Here is a 17,067-nt window from a genome sequence, read left to right as displayed (position 1 = left end):
GACGTTGCCGGGCAGCCCGTCCAGCTCGTCGCTCGCCTTCCTGATCGTGATCGAGTTGCGCAGAAGCTCGCACGCGGGCCTCGTGCCCGCCAGGCCCTTCGGACGCGCCGCGTCCCTCGTCTTCCTGAGGTACCGGTCCATCGTGGCCGGGCTCATCGCCNTCAATTCGTTGAACGCGAACCCGTCGTACTCGGCAAGCTCGCCACGGGCTCTCAGCGTGGGCAGCCACAGGGGCAGCATCTGCTTGAGGTACTTCGCGCACGGCAGATCCATCATCAGCCACACCCGCACCAGCAGCTCGCGCGACTGCTCCGAATACCGTTTCGGCCGTGTCTTCCTGGCCGCCGGCAGCTCGCGCGGCTGCGTGCCGGCCTCGGTGAGCCTGCGCCTCGCGGTGCTTCTGCCGATCTTCAGCACGGAGCACATCTCGTCGAGGATGCGCCCCTTGTCCTTCTTCGATGCCTTCATGTACTCGTCCCTGAACCTCAGGGTGACCTGCCGCTTCGTCGCCATGCTGATCTTGCCTTCCATACGACAAGCCAAACAGGACCGGTACCGTTCGCGCTCATTTCCGATGAGGCACCACTAGCCATTACGCGCTCAAAAAACGTGAGTCACGTCGTCCGGCCTCGCGTGATAGTGAGTTGGTATTATAGTGAGTTGGTATTAAGGAAGGTCCTCCCCGATGTGTTCGGTGAGGACCTTCTTTGATTGATGGGTGATTGCAATCACCCACATGCAGGCCGTAAATACGCATGATCACTACACTTGTGCTGACTTACGGCCTTCTTCACCACGGAAAAAGACCGTAACTCAGCACAACCATCCCATTAGTGCTGACTTACGGCCTTCTACACCACAGAAAAAGACCGTAACTCAGCACAACCATCCCATTAGTGCTGACTTACGGCCTTTCGTGTATCGCTGAATGATGCGTGCGGAGACCGCCGTCCGAAACCGAAGGCGTGCTTAGCACGTCGAGGTTGAGGAAAGGCGGTATACGCTCCATCATTCAGCGATACCGTATTCGCGGGCGATGAGAGTCCACAGTTCCTCTGCCGCTTTTTCGACGTTGTCATTGACGATGGTGACGTCGAATTCGTGTTCGGCGGCGAGTTCGGTGTGAGCGGTCTCGAGGCGACGGTTGCGTTCTTCTTCGGTTTCGGTGCCGCGACTGGTGAGGCGGCGAACGAGTTCATCAAAACTTGGGGGCGCGATGAAGACGGAGAGAACGTCCATGCCGAGCTCCTTGGCGCGTTCTTTGACGCGACGGGCGCCTTGGAGATCGATTTCAAGGATGGTGGGGGTGCCAGCGGCGAGGTGTTCTTCTACTGGCTTGAGCGGTGTGCCGTAGTGGGCGAGGCCGTGGACGACGGCGGTTTCAAGGAATTCGCCGGCTGCTTCTTTGGCGATGAACTCGTCGTCGTTCATGAACCAGTAGTTGAGCCCGTTGACTTCACCGGGGCGAGGTTTACGGGTGGTTGCGGAGACGGATACCCATACTTCGGGGTGCTTCTTACGCAATGCGGTTTCTACAGTTCCTTTGCCGACGCCTGCAGGACCGGTGAGGACGAGCAGTCGGCCTCCGCGTAATGCTTGTTCTCCATCAGCAGGAGCGGAGGTTGTTTGCTGAGCGTCGCCTGTTTCAGCTGGCGCAGCATTATCAGATGCTGGGGTTCCGGCATTGTTGGTCATCATGGTCATACGATCCTCTTGACGCTTGGTATCGGTCGCTTCGAGTAGTGCTTGGCGTACATCGATGGAGATTGCGTCGGTCGCTTCGGAGAGGGCTTGAATGTCTGGACCGTGTGAGGCGATGAAACGCGATACGGTGACAAGCACATTGCCTTTGGTGCCTTTGAATACGGAGCGCAAGTCTTTTGCTTCTGCGCCTTGCCATCCGTAGCCTGGGGAGAGGATTGGTCCAGTGAATTGTGCGGGATCGATACCGCTGTTATCGATCCACTGGCCGATGGTAGCACCGATGATCAAACCGACTGATCCCATACCGTCGATGCCAGCATTGAATTTCTGAACTGTGCTGGCTACACCGTAGGCAACGGTTTTACCTTTGTAATCGCCACGTTGGCGAATAGCGGTTTGTAGGCTAGCGCCTTCCTCATTGGAGGTGAGGGATGCGACAAATACGCCTCGTCCGTTGTCTAGTGCGTCGTTGATGACGCCTGACAGTGAACGCGCACCGTAGTATGGCAGCAATGTGATCGCGTCAGCGAGCAACGGTGCACCTTGCTTGAAGTATGCATCAGAGATTGCGGAAATCGTGGTAGGTAGACCACCATGTAAGCAATCAACGATGGTGATAATACCCATTTGACGGGCTGCGTAGAGGACACGCTCGAGCGCAGCGATACCTTTGGAACCGTAGCGCTCGAACATGGAGGATTGGAATTTGACGGCGGCTGCGCGGCCGGACGCGGCTTGTAGCATGCGCATGGCATACATTTCCGCGCCGTCCGCATCGACGTTGTAGCCCCAGTCAGTGAGGAGCTTGCGATGCGGATCGATTCCTACGCACAACGGGCCATATTTGGCCATTGAATTGCTCAGACGTAGACCGAAATCCGAGCGCTGGGCTTGTTGCTCTTCACTGCTGAGGTTACTGGTCATTTCATATCCCGGCTTTCCATATCGAACAGCTGTTGTGAATGTTCTTGGATGCTCATGATCTGGTAGTCGTTGTGTTTAACGGCTTCGATGGCCATGAGCACAGCTTGAAATTCAGTCATCGTCGTGAACTGCGGGATGTCGGCTGCGATAGCCGCGGCACGGATGGAGTATCCGTCGGAGCGAGAACCACGCGAGTTTGGCGTGTTGAGGATGAGGTCAATATCGCCGTCCTCGATGAGTTCCACGACATTCTTGCCGATACTGCCTTCCGCATGTTTGACGATAACTGGCGCGTCTGGATCGGAATCCATACGCGTGTTGATTTTGTCAACAATCTTTGAGTCGATACCGTAGCGACGCAGGACGGATGCGGTACCTTCGGTCGCCCAGATGGTGAATCCAAGTTCGACGAGACGGACTGCAACCATTGGCAGCTGACGCTTGTCGGTATCGTTCACGGAAATAAACACGTTGCCGCCTGTCGGCAGTCCACCGTCGTATGCAGCGAGCTGGCTCTTGGCGAACGCGTGTGGGAAGTCACGATCGAAGCCCATGACTTCACCAGTTGAACGCATTTCCGGTCCGAGGAGTACGTCAACAGTCTTGCCAACCGGCGTGCGGAATCGCTTGAATGGCAACACAGATTCCTTGACCGCAACCTGCTGACCGCGATGCATGATGCCGCCGTCACCCTTCGGCAGTAGCAGACCGTTAGCACGCTGATCAGCAACGGTTTCGCCTGCCATAATACGTGCAGCAGCCTTAGCAAGGGCCACACCGGTCGCCTTGGATGCGAACGGTACGGTTCGAGATGCGCGCGGATTAGCTTCGATCACATACAGTGTGTTTGCCATGAAAGCATACTGCACATTGATCAAGCCCTTGACACCACAACCCTTAGCGATGGCGTATGTGCCTTCGCGCAGACGACGAATCTGATCATCCGACAGAGTTGACGGAGGCAATGTACAAGCCGCATCGCCGGAGTGCACGCCAGCTTCTTCGATGTGTTCCATGATGCCGCCGATGTACAGTTCTTCGCCATCAAACAGCGCATCAACATCGATTTCGATAGCATCCTGCAGGAACTTATCGATCAGCAACGGGGATGGCAGACGACCGGAAACAACCGTATCAGCCTTGGCTGCATCAAGCGCACGATTGACGTACTTGACAAGCTGGGCATCATCGTACACAATTTCCATGCCGCGACCGCCGAGCACATAGCTCGGGCGTACCAGTACTGGATATCCGATCGTATGTGCAGCCTCGCGTGCCTCATCGAGGCTCAGCGCAGTACCGTACCGTGGCGCGTTCATATGCGCTTTCTTCAGTACTTCACCGAACAGCTCACGGTTTTCAGCCAGATCAATCGATTCAGGCGTGGTACCGAGAATCGGCACACCAGCAGCTTTGAGTCGAGCAGCAAGCGACAGCGGTGTTTGACCACCGAGCTGCACAATCACGCCCTTGACCGGTCCCATCTTCTTCTCAGCCTCGTAAATCTCGAGCACATCTTCGAAGGTGAGCGGTTCAAAATACAGTCGGTTAGACATGTCATAGTCAGTGGAAACCGTCTCAGGGTTGCAGTTGACCATGATCGTGTCATAGTCCTTGCCAAGCTCCTGCACTGCGTGCACGCACGTGTAATCAAACTCAATGCCCTGACCGATACGATTCGGGCCAGAACCGAGGATGATGATTGCTTCACGATCACGCTTACGCAGTTCCGTCTCGTCAGCGTAGCAGCTGTAATAGTACGGCGTGACTGCATCGAACTCGGCAGCGCAGGTATCAACCGTCTTGTACACCGGGCGCAGGCCGTAATTCCAGCGCAGTTCACGCACTGTGTTCTCGCCTTCGTCGCCAAGACCGCGCAGATGTGCAATCTGCACGTCAGACAGACCAGCTTGCTTTGCTTTCTTGAGCAGTTTCGGCGTCAACGCTTCGGCAGCGCGCACAGTCATCGCCATATCGTTGATCATCGTGAGCTGGCGAATAAACCACGGATCGATCTTGGTCGCGTCAAAAATCTGCTGTTCGCTTGCGCCGCCCCACAGAGCACGCATAATCTGCAAATAGCGATGCTCCGTCGGAATAGTGATCGCTTCAAGTAGTTCAGCAACCTCATCCGCAGACGGACGTTCGCCATCCCAGTTGAAGCCCATGTGCCGCTTATCAATCGAACGCATGGCCTTGCCAAGTGACTCTTGGAAGTTACCACCGAGAGCCATTGCCTCGCCAACAGACTTCATAGAAGTTGTCAGTCGCGGATCGGCGCCCGGGAACTTCTCGAAGGCGAAACGCGGTACTTTTGTCACCACGTAATCGATAGTCGGCTCGAAGCTGGCCGGCGTGGACTGAGTGATATCGTTGCGAATTTCATCAAGCGTGTAACCAAGAGCCAACTTCGTCGCAATCTTCGCAATCGGGAAACCAGTAGCCTTCGATGCGAGAGCCGAAGAACGCGAAACACGCGGGTTCATTTCGATAACGATGATACGACCAGTTTCAGGATGCACAGCAAACTGAATATTGCAACCGCCTGTGTCAACTCCGACGCCACGAATAATCGCGATACCGATGTCACGCAACTTCTGATATTCACGATCCGTGAGTGTAAATACTGGAGCAACCGTAATCGAATCGCCAGTGTGCACACCGACAGGATCGACGTTTTCGATCGGGCAAACAACTACAACATTATCGTTGCGGTCGCGCATAAGTTCGAGCTCGAATTCCTTCCAGCCCTCAATACCCTCTTCGATAAGGACTTCGTCAGTCGGTGAATAGTGAATACCAGCGCCAGCGATACGGTGCAATTCCTCTTCATTGTGAGCGATACCAGAACCGAGTCCACCCATTGTAAAGCTCGGGCGAACGACCAGCGGGTAGCCAAGCTCTTCCGCAATGCGATCACATTCGCGCAGGGTGTGTGCGATGCGCGAACGTGCCGATTCAGCACCGGCTTCTTCGACAACCTTCTTAAACAGCTCACGATCTTCGCCTCGATCGATCGCTTCCAGCGAGGCACCAATAAGCTCAACACCGTACTTCTTGAGCACGCCAGCCTCGCCCAACGCCATTGCAGCGTTCAACGCAGTCTGACCGCCAAGGGTCGGCAGCAGTGCATCCGGGCGTTCCCTAGCAATAATTTGCTCAAGAATTGGCGTAGCGATCGGCTCGATGTACGTGGCGTCCGCCATCTCCGGATCGGTCATAATAGTGGCCGGGTTGGAGTTGACCAGAATGACGCGAATGCCTTCCTCACGCAGCACGCGGCATGCCTGAGTGCCGGAATAGTCAAACTCAGCGGCCTGTCCGATGACAATCGGTCCAGAGCCGATGACCATCACCGACTTGATGTCCGTACGCTTAGGCATTGCGATGTTCCTCCTTGGTCGTCTTCGCCGTCGCCATCAGATCTACGAAACGGTCGAACAGATATGCGGCGTCATGCGGGCCGGCCGCCGCCTCCGGATGGTATTGAACGGAGAACGCAGGGATATCTACGCACTGTAATCCTTCGACAACATCGTCATTGAGATCAATGTGCGAGACAAATACCTTGCCGTATTTACCGTCACCGTATGGCGCATCAACCGGATCTCCGATTGGAGCGTCCACAGCAAAACCGTGGTTATGTGCGGTAACTTCCACCTTGCCAGTAGTTACATCCTTCACTGGCTGGTTGATACCACGATGGCCGAACTTGAGCTTATAGGTACCGAAACCGAGCGCTCGGCCGAGCAACTGATTGCCGAAGCAAATACCGAAGAACGGATAGCCCGCATCGAGTACCTTGCGCAACAGTTCAACCTCAGGGTCTGCTTGTTCCGGGTCTCCTGGACCATTGGAGAAGAACACGCCATCTGGATTAAGGGCAGTGAGTTCATCAAACGTGATGGTGGATGGTACAACATGTACACGGCATCCGCGCTCTGCCATACGATGTGGAGTCATTGCCTTAATACCAAGGTCAACGGCAGCAACCGTGAACAGCGGCTCTTTGCCTTCATATTCACCACACGGTTCGATCGTGTAAGGCTCCTGAGTACTGACCTCGTCGTACAGACTCAGTCCCTTCATCTGCGGCGTTGAACGAACTTCGTCAAGCATGGAATCGAGCGTGCGGAGTTTGCCAGTAGTCTTGTCCAGCAGGGCGTCACCGGAGAAAATCGCAGCACGCATCACGCCGGCAGAACGCAAATGACGTACCAATTTACGCGTATCAATGCCGCTCAGACCCACGATACCTTCGCGTTTGAGATCATCATCCAACGAGCCAGTAGCACGCCAGTTGCTCACAATTGGGCTAGGATCACGCACTACATAACCGGCAACCCAGATACGAGAGGATTCAGGGTCCTCCTGGTTGATTCCAGTGTCGCCGATGTGCGGGAACGTCTGCACGACGATCTGACGGTCATAACTTGGGTCAGTCAGCGTCTCTTGATAACCGGTCATGCCGGTTGCAAACACGAGCTCGCCGTGGGTAGTCCCAAGCGCACCGTAAGGCTCCCCTACATACACTTGCCCGTCCTCAAGTACAAGAACGGCTTCATCAGGGGAAAAACTCACGGCTTCGGAATCAATCTGGTTCACCAAAACCCCCTCAAATATCTCGGGTTAACTGTCTTTCACGATACCGGCCGCCGGGGACTCGACCAGCCCCCGTCAAGCCGGAAGTTGCACTGTTTTATGCGGACTCGCCGTCCGAAGTAGTATCCTGAGTCTCGCTGTCATCTACAGGCTTGGCTGCAGAATCATCAGCGGATTCAGATTCATCATGCGATTCACGGTCCGTCTTAGCCGAGTCAGACGAAGCCAGTCCAGCAAGAATCGTCTCTTTATTAGTGCATATTGCACTCAGCAGACCATGAATAAATGCTGGCGAATCGTCATCGCACAGGGTTTTCGACAAACCAATTGCTTCGTCGATAGCTACCTTGTCGGGGACATCGTCATTGAACAGGATTTCCCAAACGGCAATGCGCAAGATGTTACGGTCAACGACTGGCATACGCCAAACTTTCCATCCGGTGGAATGATCGTTGAGCACATGATCAATGTTGCGGCGATGCTCGGCAACGCCACGCACAATATCAATAGCGTAATCGGGAAGCGGGGTCTGCGCGCCCGGCTCGGCGATGCGCTCAGCAAGAAGGGACAGGATATCCTGTCCCTTCTCATCCGCTTCGTACAACGTGTTCAGAGCCCTCTTGCGGGCGGTGGAACGTGCCATGAAGCTCTCTATTCCTTTGATCTCGTTCGAAAATCGATTGCGAACGGATTAGCAGTAAACGCGAAATCAGTTCTCGCGGCCGAGGTACGAGCCGTCGCGGGTATCAACCTTGACCTTCTCGCCTTCGTTGATGAACAGCGGAACCTGAATCTCAGCACCGGTCTCAACCGTAGCCGGCTTGGTGCCAGCGTTGGAACGGTTGCCCTGCAGGCCCGGCTCAGTGTGGGTGATCGTCAGAACAACAGATGCCGGCAGTTCAACCGACAGCGGAGTGCCATCGTGGAAAGAAACCACGCAATCGGTGCCTTCGAGCAGGAACTTGGCCTGATCGCCGACCAGAGTCTTCGGGATGTAGATCTGATCGTACGTGGTCATATCCATGAAGACGAAGTTTTCGCCGTCTTCGTAGGAGTACTGCAGGTTGCGGTTGTCGACAGTTTCGAAGTCAATCTTCATACCCGCGTTGAACGTCTTGTCGACGATCTTGCCGGAGAGCACGTTCTTGATGGTGGTGCGTACGAAAGCGGGGCCCTTGCCCGGCTTGACGTGCTGGAACTTAGTGACGGTCCACAGTTGGCCGTCAAGGTTCAGAACGGAACCATTCTTGATGTCATTGGTAGTCTGTGCCACAGTAACTCACCTGTTCGTTGAAATGAATATACGTGAAGCTGAAAAATAGCCTTGGCTATTATGCCATATCGTCTATACCTTTGTTCTACAGCGTTCTCACGCCTTGCGTTTGGTGCAGTTGGAACAGGCAGTTAGAACAGTTAGATAAGACAGAGATAGGACTCACACGTATTGGAAAATACTACAAACGTAAGCATATACAAAGAAACCCCAGACCATAGGGCCTGAGGTTTCTTTAGAACGCTAGTCCAAGCGTGTCTTGATACTCACTGATGTAAATCAGGCGAGAATCTTGGTGACACGGCCTGAGCCGACGGTGTGGCCACCTTCACGCACAGCGAAGGTCAGGCCCTCCTCCATAGCGATCGGCTGGATCAGCTCAACGGTGAAGGTTGCGTGATCGCCCGGCTGGACCATCTCGACGCCTTCCGGCAGCTCGATGACGCCGGTGACGTCGGTGGTGCGGAAGTAGAACTGCGGACGGTAGTTGGAGAAGAACGGCGAGTGACGGCCACCTTCGTCCTTGGTCAGCACGTAGACTTCGCCCTCAAACTTGGTGTGCGGGGTGACGGAGCCCGGCTTGGCCACAACCTGACCACGCTCGACATCGGTACGGTTGATACCACGCAGCAGCAGACCGGTGTTGTCGCCAGCCTCGCACATATCCATCGTCTTGTGGAAGGTCTCGATGGAGGTCACAGTGGTGGTCTGGGTCGGACGGACACCGACGATCTCGACCGGGGTGTTGACGGCCAGCTGGCCACGCTCAACACGACCGGTGACAACGGTACCACGGCCGGAGATGGTGAACACGTCCTCGATCGGCATCAGGAACGGCTTGTCGAGATCGTGGACCGGGGTCGGGATGTACTCGTCGACAGCGTCCATGAGCTTCTTGATCTGCTCAACCCAGTGCTCGTGATCCGGAGCATCGTCGTGCAGAGCGCCGTAAGCGGACACACGGATGACCGGGCAGTCACGATCGAAGCCGTTCTCGTCGAGGAGGTCACGGACCTCTTCCTCAACGAGCTCGATGAGCTCCTCATCCTCGACCATATCGCACTTGTTCAGAGCGACGAGGATCTTCGGCACGCCAACCTGACGAGCGAGCAGCACGTGCTCGCGGGTCTGAGCCATCGGGCCATCGGTAGCGGCGACCACGAGGATAGCGCCATCCATCTGGGCAGCACCGGTGATCATGTTCTTCACGAAGTCGGCGTGGCCCGGGCAGTCGACGTGAGCGTAGTGACGCTTAGCGGTCTGGTACTCGATGTGGGAGATGTTGATGGTGATACCGCGGGCGGCCTCTTCCGGAGCGGAATCGATCTGGTTGAAGTCGTACTCAGTGTTGATATCCGGGTACTCCTCGTACAGAACCTTGGAGATGGCCGCGGTCAGGGTCGTCTTACCGTGATCGACGTGGCCGATGGTGCCGATGTTAACGTGCGGCTTAGTACGCTCGTACTTTTCCTTTGCCATTACTTTTGTCCTCCTGGACGTCTCGTGTAGGACTCCCTAAGCTCTTGGCTCAGGGTACTCGCTACAGTTTACTGGGTTTCTGGGTTATGTGCCACTTTGGTGCCAGAACCCAGTCAGCGCTACACGATCTTAGCGCTGACTGGAGACACTGTCACGCAAAAGCGCACAACGCGTGTCACTCGCCGCGCTGGGCCTTGATGATCTCGTCAGAGACCGACTTCGGGACCTCAGCGTAGGAGTCCATCTGCATGGTGAACATAGCGCGGCCCTGAGTCTTGGAGCGCAGATCGCCGATGTAACCGAACATTTCGGACAGCGGGACCTTCGCATCGATGACCTTGACACCGGTGGCATCGGTCATGGACTGGATGTTGCCACGACGCTGGTTCAGATCGCCGATAACATCGCCCATGTACTCTTCCGGTGTACGGACTTCCACAGCCATGATCGGCTCGAGGATGACCGGCTTGGCCTTCGGAGCGGCTTCCTTGAACGCCATAGAACCGGCGATCTTGAAGGCCATTTCCGAGGAGTCGACCGGGTGCATCTGGCCGTCGTACACGGTAGCCTTGACGCCGACAACCGGGAAGCCAGCGAGCACACCAGACTCCATAGCTTCCTTGACACCAGCCTCGATAGGTCCGATGAATTCGGCGGAAATGTGGCCACCTGTGACTTCGTTGACGAACTCGAAAGTTTCGCCCTTCTCGGTGTCGAGCGGCTCGAAGTTCATGAACACCTTTGCGAACTGGCCGGAACCACCGGTCTGCTTCTTGTGGGTGTAAACTTCGTTCATCACGGCCTTGCGGATGGTCTCGCGGTAGGCGACCTGCGGCTTACCGACGTTGCACTCGACCTTAAATTCACGGCGCATACGATCGACGATGATGTCGAGCTGGAGCTCGCCCATACCTGCGATCAGGGTCTGGCCGGATTCTTCGTCGGTGGTGACCTGGAAGGTCGGATCTTCGTCGGAGAGCTTCGCCAGAGCGATGCCCATCTTCTCCTGATCAGCCTTGGTCTTCGGTTCCACAGCCACCTGAATGACCGGGTCCGGGAAGGTCATGGACTCGAGGGAGATCGGCGCGCTCTCAGCGCACAGGGTGTCACCGGTAGACACGTTCTTCAAACCGACGAACGTGTAGATGTTACCAGCTTCAGCAGCGTCGACCGGGTTTTCCTTGTCAGCGTGCATCTGGAAGATCTTACCGATGCGTTCCTTCTTGCTCTTGGTGGAGTCGAGCACGTTGTCGCCCGGCTTGACCGAACCAGAATAAACGCGCACGAACACGAGCTTGCCGTAGAACGGGTGGGTGGAGATCTTGAAGACCAGTGCTGCGAACGGATCGGACACAACTGGCTTACGGTCGATCTCAACGGACTCATCGCCCGGCTTGTAGCCCTTAATGGCCGGCACGTCTTCAGGAGACGGCAAGTAATCGATAACCGCGTCCAGCATCGGCTGTACGCCCTTATCCTTGAATGCCGAGCCGCAGAAGACCGGGAATGCACGACGCTCAATGGTGAGCTGGCGAATGCCGGCGCGCACGTCTTCCTTGGACAGGTCGCCGTTCTCGAAGAACTTGTTCATAAGTTCATCGTTAGCTTCAGCAGCAGCTTCCACGAGCTTCTCGTGGTATTCCTGTGCCTTGTCCGCGTACTCAGCCGGAATCGGGTCCATGTTGTAGTGAGCACCCAGCTCGTCGCCGGTGTTCCAGTCATAGGCCTTCATCTCAACGAGATCGATCACGCCAGTGAAGTCGTTCTCAGCGCCCATCGGCAGCTGCATCACGATCGGGGTTGCACCCAGCTTGTCGTGAATGGTCTTCACCGAGTAGTAGAAGTCAGCGCCCAGCTTGTCCATCTTGTTGACGAAGCAGATGCGCGGCACGCCGTACTTGTCGGCCTGACGCCACACAGTTTCGGACTGCGGCTCCACGCCTTCCTTACCATCGAAGACAGCCACAGCACCATCGAGCACGCGCAGGGAGCGCTCGACCTCGGCCGTGAAGTCCACGTGGCCAGGGGTATCGATGATGTTGAGCTGGAACTTCTGCTCGGTGTCGTGAGTCTGACGGTTCCAGAAGCAAGTGGTAGCGGCGGACTGAATAGTGATACCGCGCTCCTGCTCCTGAGCCATGAAGTCCATCGTCGCAGCGCCATCATGCACTTCGCCGATCTTGTAGCTCTTACCGGTGTAGTACAGAATACGCTCAGTGGTGGTGGTCTTACCGGCATCGATGTGAGCCATGATGCCGATGTTGCGGATCATGTGCAGATCCGAAAGCACGTCAAGTGCCATTGCTATTCCTTTAGCTCTTGTTCTTCGAAATTACCAGCGGTAATGAGCGAAGGCCTTGTTGGCCTCTGCCATCTTATGAGTATCCTCGCGACGCTTGACAGAAGCGCCAAGGCCGTTGGAAGCGTCGAGAATTTCGTTGGCGAGACGCTCGGCCATCGTCTTCTCACGACGAGCGCGAGAGAAGTCAGTCAGCCAGCGCAGGGACAGCGTGTTAGCACGGTTCGGCTTGACTTCGACCGGCACCTGGTAGGTAGCGCCACCGACACGGCGGGAACGCACTTCGAGGGACGGACGAATGTTGTCAAGAGCGCGCTTGAGAACAGCGACCGGCTCCTGATCAGTCTTTTCCTTGACCATGTCGAGTGCGGAGTACACGATGTCCTCGGCGATCGACTTCTTGCCGTCAAGCAGAATCTTGTTGATGAGCTGAGCCACGACAGTCGAACCGTAGATCGGATCGGGCAGCAGCGTATGCTTCTTAGCAGGTCCTTTACGTGACATATCTCTTACTTCGCCTTCTTTGCTCCGTACAGGGAACGACCCTGCTTGCGGTCCTTGACACCCTGGGTATCGAGCGCACCACGCACGATGTGGTAACGAACACCCGGCAGATCCTTCACACGGCCGCCGCGTACGAGCACGATGGAGTGCTCCTGCAGGTTGTGGCCTTCGCCCGGAATGTAGGCGGTAACTTCGATACCCGAGGACAGGCGCACACGAGCAACCTTACGCAGAGCCGAGTTCGGCTTCTTCGGGGTGGTGGTGTAGACACGGGTGCACACGCCGCGACGCAGCGGGCTGCCCTTAAGCGCCAAAGTCTTCGACTTCTTCGGCTTCGGCGAACGTCCCTTACGGACGAGCTGTTCAATAGTAGGCAACTTGAATTCTCCGATTCAGTGGTTTTCTTGTCTTCGTGCGACCGCTACACTGCGCCCACACTTTGCCCACTGATCGTAAGATCGGTCAAAGCTAGCCACAGTCCACCGGCCCGATGGCCCGATCCTCTTTCACAGTCCGCATTACTGCGCGCGATCCATTCGATTCACGGGATATCCCAACCCGCACACCTGTTACATAAGGCATGCCGTTGGCACACACGAATTACTATGATACGCATCAGTCGGACAAACGACACGCCTTCTTACGCATATCCAGCGGCATTCCTCGCTCGATTGTGGATAACTTGCCGAGTTGCACACAGTGACTTATCCACAACACGCCGATAAGTTGAGCTTGCGTCCACAGCCCCCAGTTGAGCTGGACATCGCTAGGTTGCTCCCGTTCAATACATATATGAATAGTCTATTTAACCAGCAAACTTCGCCCTTCGGCCCGGCGGTATCTCCGTTCGGTGTGAACAATGCTATGCCACCATTCGCCGTCTCCTCCCCCACTTGTGCCTGTCACACTGTTGTAGCGAATGGTCGCACATTACTTGATGTACATGAGCGTTCCATTCGTACCGCCTGCGATCGCACTGACGCTGCGCAACAGGCCGGCGCCTCTATCTCATGGCAAGGTGGTGCAGCCTCGATGTTCCGACAACGACTCAATGATTGTGTATCCGATGCGCGCTCCACTGCTGAAGCTGCACGACAGACACGACGTCTTGCATGGCAAGCAGGTGCATGATGGGCTGGCAAGTTACTTCATTTATTTATGGTGGGCAACCGTATGCTGCTGCCGATCTAGAAGAATACCGATCACTTGCTCGCACCTTGCATGACACTGCCTCGGATTGGCGATCAGCATCTGTGGCATGGTCCACTTCTGCGCTGCAACTCGCGCAGCAACGGTTCAGCGTGGCGTTGTGTACTACGCTCGCGTCCGGTCGTCCGTACTCAGCATCCATCGGTCACGTAACGCTACCATACGAGACACTGATTGCACGTTGTGCCGAGCACGCACGTAACTGCCAGTCAATCGCCAATCGACTCACCGATATGGCAATGCTGCTCATTCGTGCACATTCACTGTATGCAGAGTCTGAATCGTGGATGACACGAATGATCAACGAGCTTCTACAAGGCGTGTCTGGGATTGAGCCGAAATATACAGCGGCTGGCGGTGCTGCTTTAGCTGGCAGTGGCATGTTGTTTGGTTCACTGTATGAAGGACGTTTTAATCCGATCTGGGGGTTAACGTCTTCCGCCGGTGCTCACGAAGGCTTGATGAGTGGACTTGGTGCGTTCGTAGGTGGTGTCAATCCTATTGAAGGTATTACTCGTACCGATGAGGTCAATCGCGCAGCCGAACGCATCGCTGCAATTTGCGCACCGCTCGACGGTATGCGCCAAGGTAACGTACTCGACGTTGTTGAAGTCACGACTCCAGTAGATGTGGTCCGTTCATCGTCATCGGTATCGCAATCGCTAGAAAACTTGCGTCGGTTAGCTGAAGAAAGGCTCGGTAAAGTCGATTTAGGTAGCGGATTGGATTACGCGACGATCGCTATTCAGAAATACCGTAAGGCGGACGGTTCAGTCAGTTGGCTCGTGACAATTCCGGGCACTGATGGACAGGATGATTCGCCGTTTGGTTGGCCGCAGAACGTAGAGCTTATGAGTTCAGACCCAGCGCGTCGCATGAACGCGGATAGTGCGCGTATGGTTGCTGAATCCATGCGCCGCGCTGGCATTGGTGCCAATGAGCCAGTCGCACTGATCGGGCACTCGCAAGGTGGCATCGTGGCGGCGACAATCGCAGCAGACATGGCCAGTCAATACAACATTCAGCATGTAGTGACAGCCGGTTCGCCAGTCGCGAACCACCCGATACCATCATCAACGTGGGTGACGAGTATTGAGATGGAAGACGAGCTTGTCGCAGCTCTCGACGGAGCGTCAAATCCAACTACCGACAATTGGCTCACGGTGCATGGTTATGCAACGAAGACTGGAGCAACATCGCTCGGAGATATTGACGAGAATGGTTCATGTATGCCCGGCAATACGCTCTCCTCATGGGAACGTGGGTATCACGGCGCGGAAGTCAAAGATGCACCAGAGCACAAAGAGATCACGCATTGGCTTAAATATCATCAAGCCGCATATCAGAACGCTACCGATCTTGGCTCCTCAGCAGTTATTGCGCATGAACAGCATTTTCAGAATGTCATTGATGGCGAGCTTGAAGAAACGCGATACTTCCGCGGCCGCATGATGCATGATGGCATCACCATAGCTCCGTCCGATCGTCAGATCTCCCCCAAAATGCTCGGCAATTAATGAATCAGCGTTGACAGATGGTAGCGAATTCACTACCATCAAGAAAGGAATATAGATGGTTCAATTTCGATACTACCAAACAAAGGAAGGAGTATCCCCTTTCCTGACTTGGTTAAACAAACTGAGACGCAATGACCAAGCCAAAGTATATGCGACCATCAAAAATATTGAAATTTTCGGTTTAGGAATCGCCATGCAAAAAGAGTGGGTAAAGAAACTGGATAACGACATTTGGGAAATTCGTTCTCAATTTGGCGGCAATATCCAGAGGGCACCATTCTTTTTTGTGAAAGATAATATCTGCATCATTACGCACGGATTCACTAAGAAAACACCAAAAACACCAAAACGTGAACTCGCTACCGCACATCGAATCATGAAACAGTACGAGGAGGAACACGATGCCAACACAACCATTTGATACTCTATTCAACAATGCCATGCGCGATCCAAATATGGCAGAACTCGTCAATAGCCACATGGCTCAAATGACAGTAGGTATTCAGCTTTCTCAAGCTCGAACCGACGCAGGAATGAGTATGGACACGTTATCGCAAGAAAGCGGCGTAGCAAAAAGTACGATTATTCACATTGAACATGGCGACGCGTCTCCCACCATATCCACACTTGCAAAACTCGCGGCAGCAATGGGAAAAACATTCCAAACCGCATTTGTCTGAGTTATGCGGGCATGATGGTGATGATAAGCGATGTCGCATTGCTGCTGGCACTGTTATCATTACTATCCGAGAGCACTGAACCACATTCGAGTCTGGCAGTCAGACGTAACCGCATCGCTTGTGCTAACGACTGAGCGACGGCAAGGCCAAGTCCGGAACCTTTGCTGCTACGTGCATGATCGGCCTGATAAAAACGGTCAAACAGCTGGTTTGGATCAATATCGGCGGCAGCGGATACGCTGATCGGGTTAGCGAATTCGATCACATTATCATGCTGTCTGATCTTCGGCGCACCACCGACGTGACTCACGTTTTTTGAGCGCGTAATGGCTAGTGGTGCCTCATCGGAAATGAGCGCGAACGGTACCGGTCCTGTTTGGCTTGTCGTATGGAAGGCAAGATCAGCATGGCGACGAAGCGGCAGGTCACCCTGAGGTTCAGGGACGAGTACATGAAGGCATCGAAGAAGGACAAGGGGCGCATCCTCGACGAGATGTGCTCCGTGCTGAAGATCGGCAGAAGCACCGCGAGGCGCAGGCTCACCGAGGCCGGCACGCAGCCGCGCGAGCTGCCGGCGGCCAGGAAGACACGGCCGAAACGGTATTCGGAGCAGTCGCGCGAGCTGCTGGTGCGGGTGTGGCTGATGATGGATCTGCCGTGCGCGAAGTACCTCAAGCAGATGCTGCCCCTGTGGCTGCCCACGCTGAGAGCCCGTGGCGAGCTTGCCGAGTACGACGGGTTCGCGTTCAACGAATTGATGGCGATGAGCCCGGCCACGATGGACCGGTACCTCAGGAAGACGAGGGACGCGGCGCGTCCGAAGGGCCTGGCGGGCACGAGGCCCGCGTGCGAGCTTCTGCGCAACTCGATCACGAT

General features: G+C 55.3%; 14 protein-coding genes and 2 pseudogenes. 5 read left to right on the top strand and 11 right to left on the bottom strand.

Going from position 1 to position 17,067, the window contains the following annotated elements:
* Positions 1-1,008 precede the first annotated feature (1,008 nt).
* The 10 genes and pseudogenes from gmk to rpsL all read right to left on the bottom strand — a co-directional run bounded on the left by gmk (position 1,009) and on the right by rpsL (position 13,162).
* Positions 1,009-1,695, bottom strand: a complete 687-nt coding sequence (gene gmk / locus BHAP_RS11900) for a guanylate kinase (RefSeq protein ID WP_420807724.1) — start codon at positions 1,693-1,695, stop codon at positions 1,009-1,011.
* A gap of 33 nt (positions 1,696-1,728) precedes the next feature.
* Positions 1,729-2,628, bottom strand: a pseudogene (gene pyrF / locus BHAP_RS11895) (orotidine-5'-phosphate decarboxylase); the annotation flags it as partial.
* Complete coding sequence (gene carB, locus BHAP_RS07520) at positions 2,625-6,011, bottom strand: carbamoyl-phosphate synthase large subunit (RefSeq protein ID WP_094730122.1); 3,387 nt, start codon at positions 6,009-6,011, stop codon at positions 2,625-2,627. The gene carB and the pseudogene pyrF, both read right to left, overlap by 4 nt.
* Positions 6,004-7,233: a glutamine-hydrolyzing carbamoyl-phosphate synthase small subunit gene (gene carA, locus BHAP_RS07515; protein ID WP_094730121.1), complete on the bottom strand. Its 1,230-nt coding sequence runs from the start codon at positions 7,231-7,233 to the stop codon at positions 6,004-6,006. The genes carB and carA overlap by 8 nt, the downstream gene beginning before the upstream one ends.
* A gap of 94 nt (positions 7,234-7,327) precedes the next feature.
* Positions 7,328-7,873: a transcription antitermination factor NusB gene (nusB, locus tag BHAP_RS07510; protein WP_094730120.1), complete on the bottom strand. Its 546-nt coding sequence runs from the start codon at positions 7,871-7,873 to the stop codon at positions 7,328-7,330.
* Between the two features lie 66 nt (positions 7,874-7,939).
* Complete coding sequence (gene efp / locus BHAP_RS07505; RefSeq protein ID WP_094730119.1) at positions 7,940-8,503, bottom strand: elongation factor P; 564 nt, start codon at positions 8,501-8,503, stop codon at positions 7,940-7,942.
* Between the two features lie 279 nt (positions 8,504-8,782).
* Positions 8,783-9,982, bottom strand: a complete 1,200-nt coding sequence (tuf, locus tag BHAP_RS07500; RefSeq protein ID WP_094730118.1) for an elongation factor Tu — start codon at positions 9,980-9,982, stop codon at positions 8,783-8,785.
* A 175-nt stretch (positions 9,983-10,157) separates the two neighbouring features.
* Positions 10,158-12,284, bottom strand: coding sequence for an elongation factor G (gene fusA / locus BHAP_RS07495; RefSeq protein WP_094730117.1), 2,127 nt, complete (start codon positions 12,282-12,284; stop codon positions 10,158-10,160).
* Positions 12,285-12,314: 30 nt separating this feature from the next.
* A complete protein-coding gene (gene rpsG, locus BHAP_RS07490) occupies positions 12,315-12,785 on the bottom strand; it encodes a 30S ribosomal protein S7 (protein ID WP_033492908.1) in 471 nt (156 codons plus the stop codon).
* A gap of 5 nt (positions 12,786-12,790) precedes the next feature.
* The gene (rpsL, locus tag BHAP_RS07485; RefSeq protein ID WP_003825774.1) at positions 12,791-13,162 is read right to left on the bottom strand and encodes a 30S ribosomal protein S12; all 372 of its coding nucleotides are present in this window, start codon (positions 13,160-13,162) and stop codon (positions 12,791-12,793) included.
* Between the two features lie 415 nt (positions 13,163-13,577).
* On the opposite strand from rpsL, the gene BHAP_RS11495 reads away from it, so the two are divergent.
* From BHAP_RS11495 to BHAP_RS07470, 4 genes are read left to right on the top strand one after another with little or no spacing between them, the layout of a single operon-like run.
* Entirely contained in the window at positions 13,578-13,916 is a 339-nt protein-coding gene (locus BHAP_RS11495; RefSeq protein WP_143248762.1) for a hypothetical protein, read from the top strand.
* Complete coding sequence (locus BHAP_RS07480) at positions 13,916-15,511, top strand: PGAP1-like alpha/beta domain-containing protein (protein WP_094730116.1); 1,596 nt, start codon at positions 13,916-13,918, stop codon at positions 15,509-15,511. The genes BHAP_RS11495 and BHAP_RS07480 overlap by 1 nt, the downstream gene beginning before the upstream one ends.
* 55 nt (positions 15,512-15,566) lie before the next feature.
* A complete protein-coding gene (locus BHAP_RS07475; RefSeq protein WP_094730115.1) occupies positions 15,567-15,932 on the top strand; it encodes a type II toxin-antitoxin system RelE/ParE family toxin in 366 nt (121 codons plus the stop codon).
* Positions 15,913-16,191 (top strand): helix-turn-helix domain-containing protein, encoded by a 279-nt coding sequence (locus BHAP_RS07470; protein WP_094730114.1) that lies wholly within the window; start codon positions 15,913-15,915, stop codon positions 16,189-16,191. Before BHAP_RS07475 ends, BHAP_RS07470 begins: the two co-directional genes overlap by 20 nt.
* A 1-nt stretch (position 16,192) precedes the next feature.
* On the opposite strand, the gene BHAP_RS07465 is transcribed toward BHAP_RS07470, so the two are convergent.
* Positions 16,193-16,456 carry an ATP-binding protein gene (locus BHAP_RS07465; RefSeq protein ID WP_143248761.1) on the bottom strand — a complete coding sequence of 88 codons (264 nt, stop codon included), beginning with the start codon at positions 16,454-16,456 and terminating at the stop codon, positions 16,193-16,195.
* 123 nt (positions 16,457-16,579) lie between these two features.
* Between BHAP_RS07465 and BHAP_RS07460 the strand changes: the two are divergent.
* Positions 16,580-17,067, top strand: a pseudogene (locus BHAP_RS07460) (integrase catalytic domain-containing protein); the annotation flags it as partial.

It is taken from the genome of Bifidobacterium hapali (assembly GCF_002259755.1).
In the GTDB taxonomy this organism is placed as follows: Bacteria; Actinomycetota; Actinomycetes; order Actinomycetales; family Bifidobacteriaceae; genus Bifidobacterium; species Bifidobacterium hapali.
The sequence above is the reverse complement of the archived record's forward strand: the minus strand, read 5'-3'. Positions and strand labels throughout refer to the sequence as shown.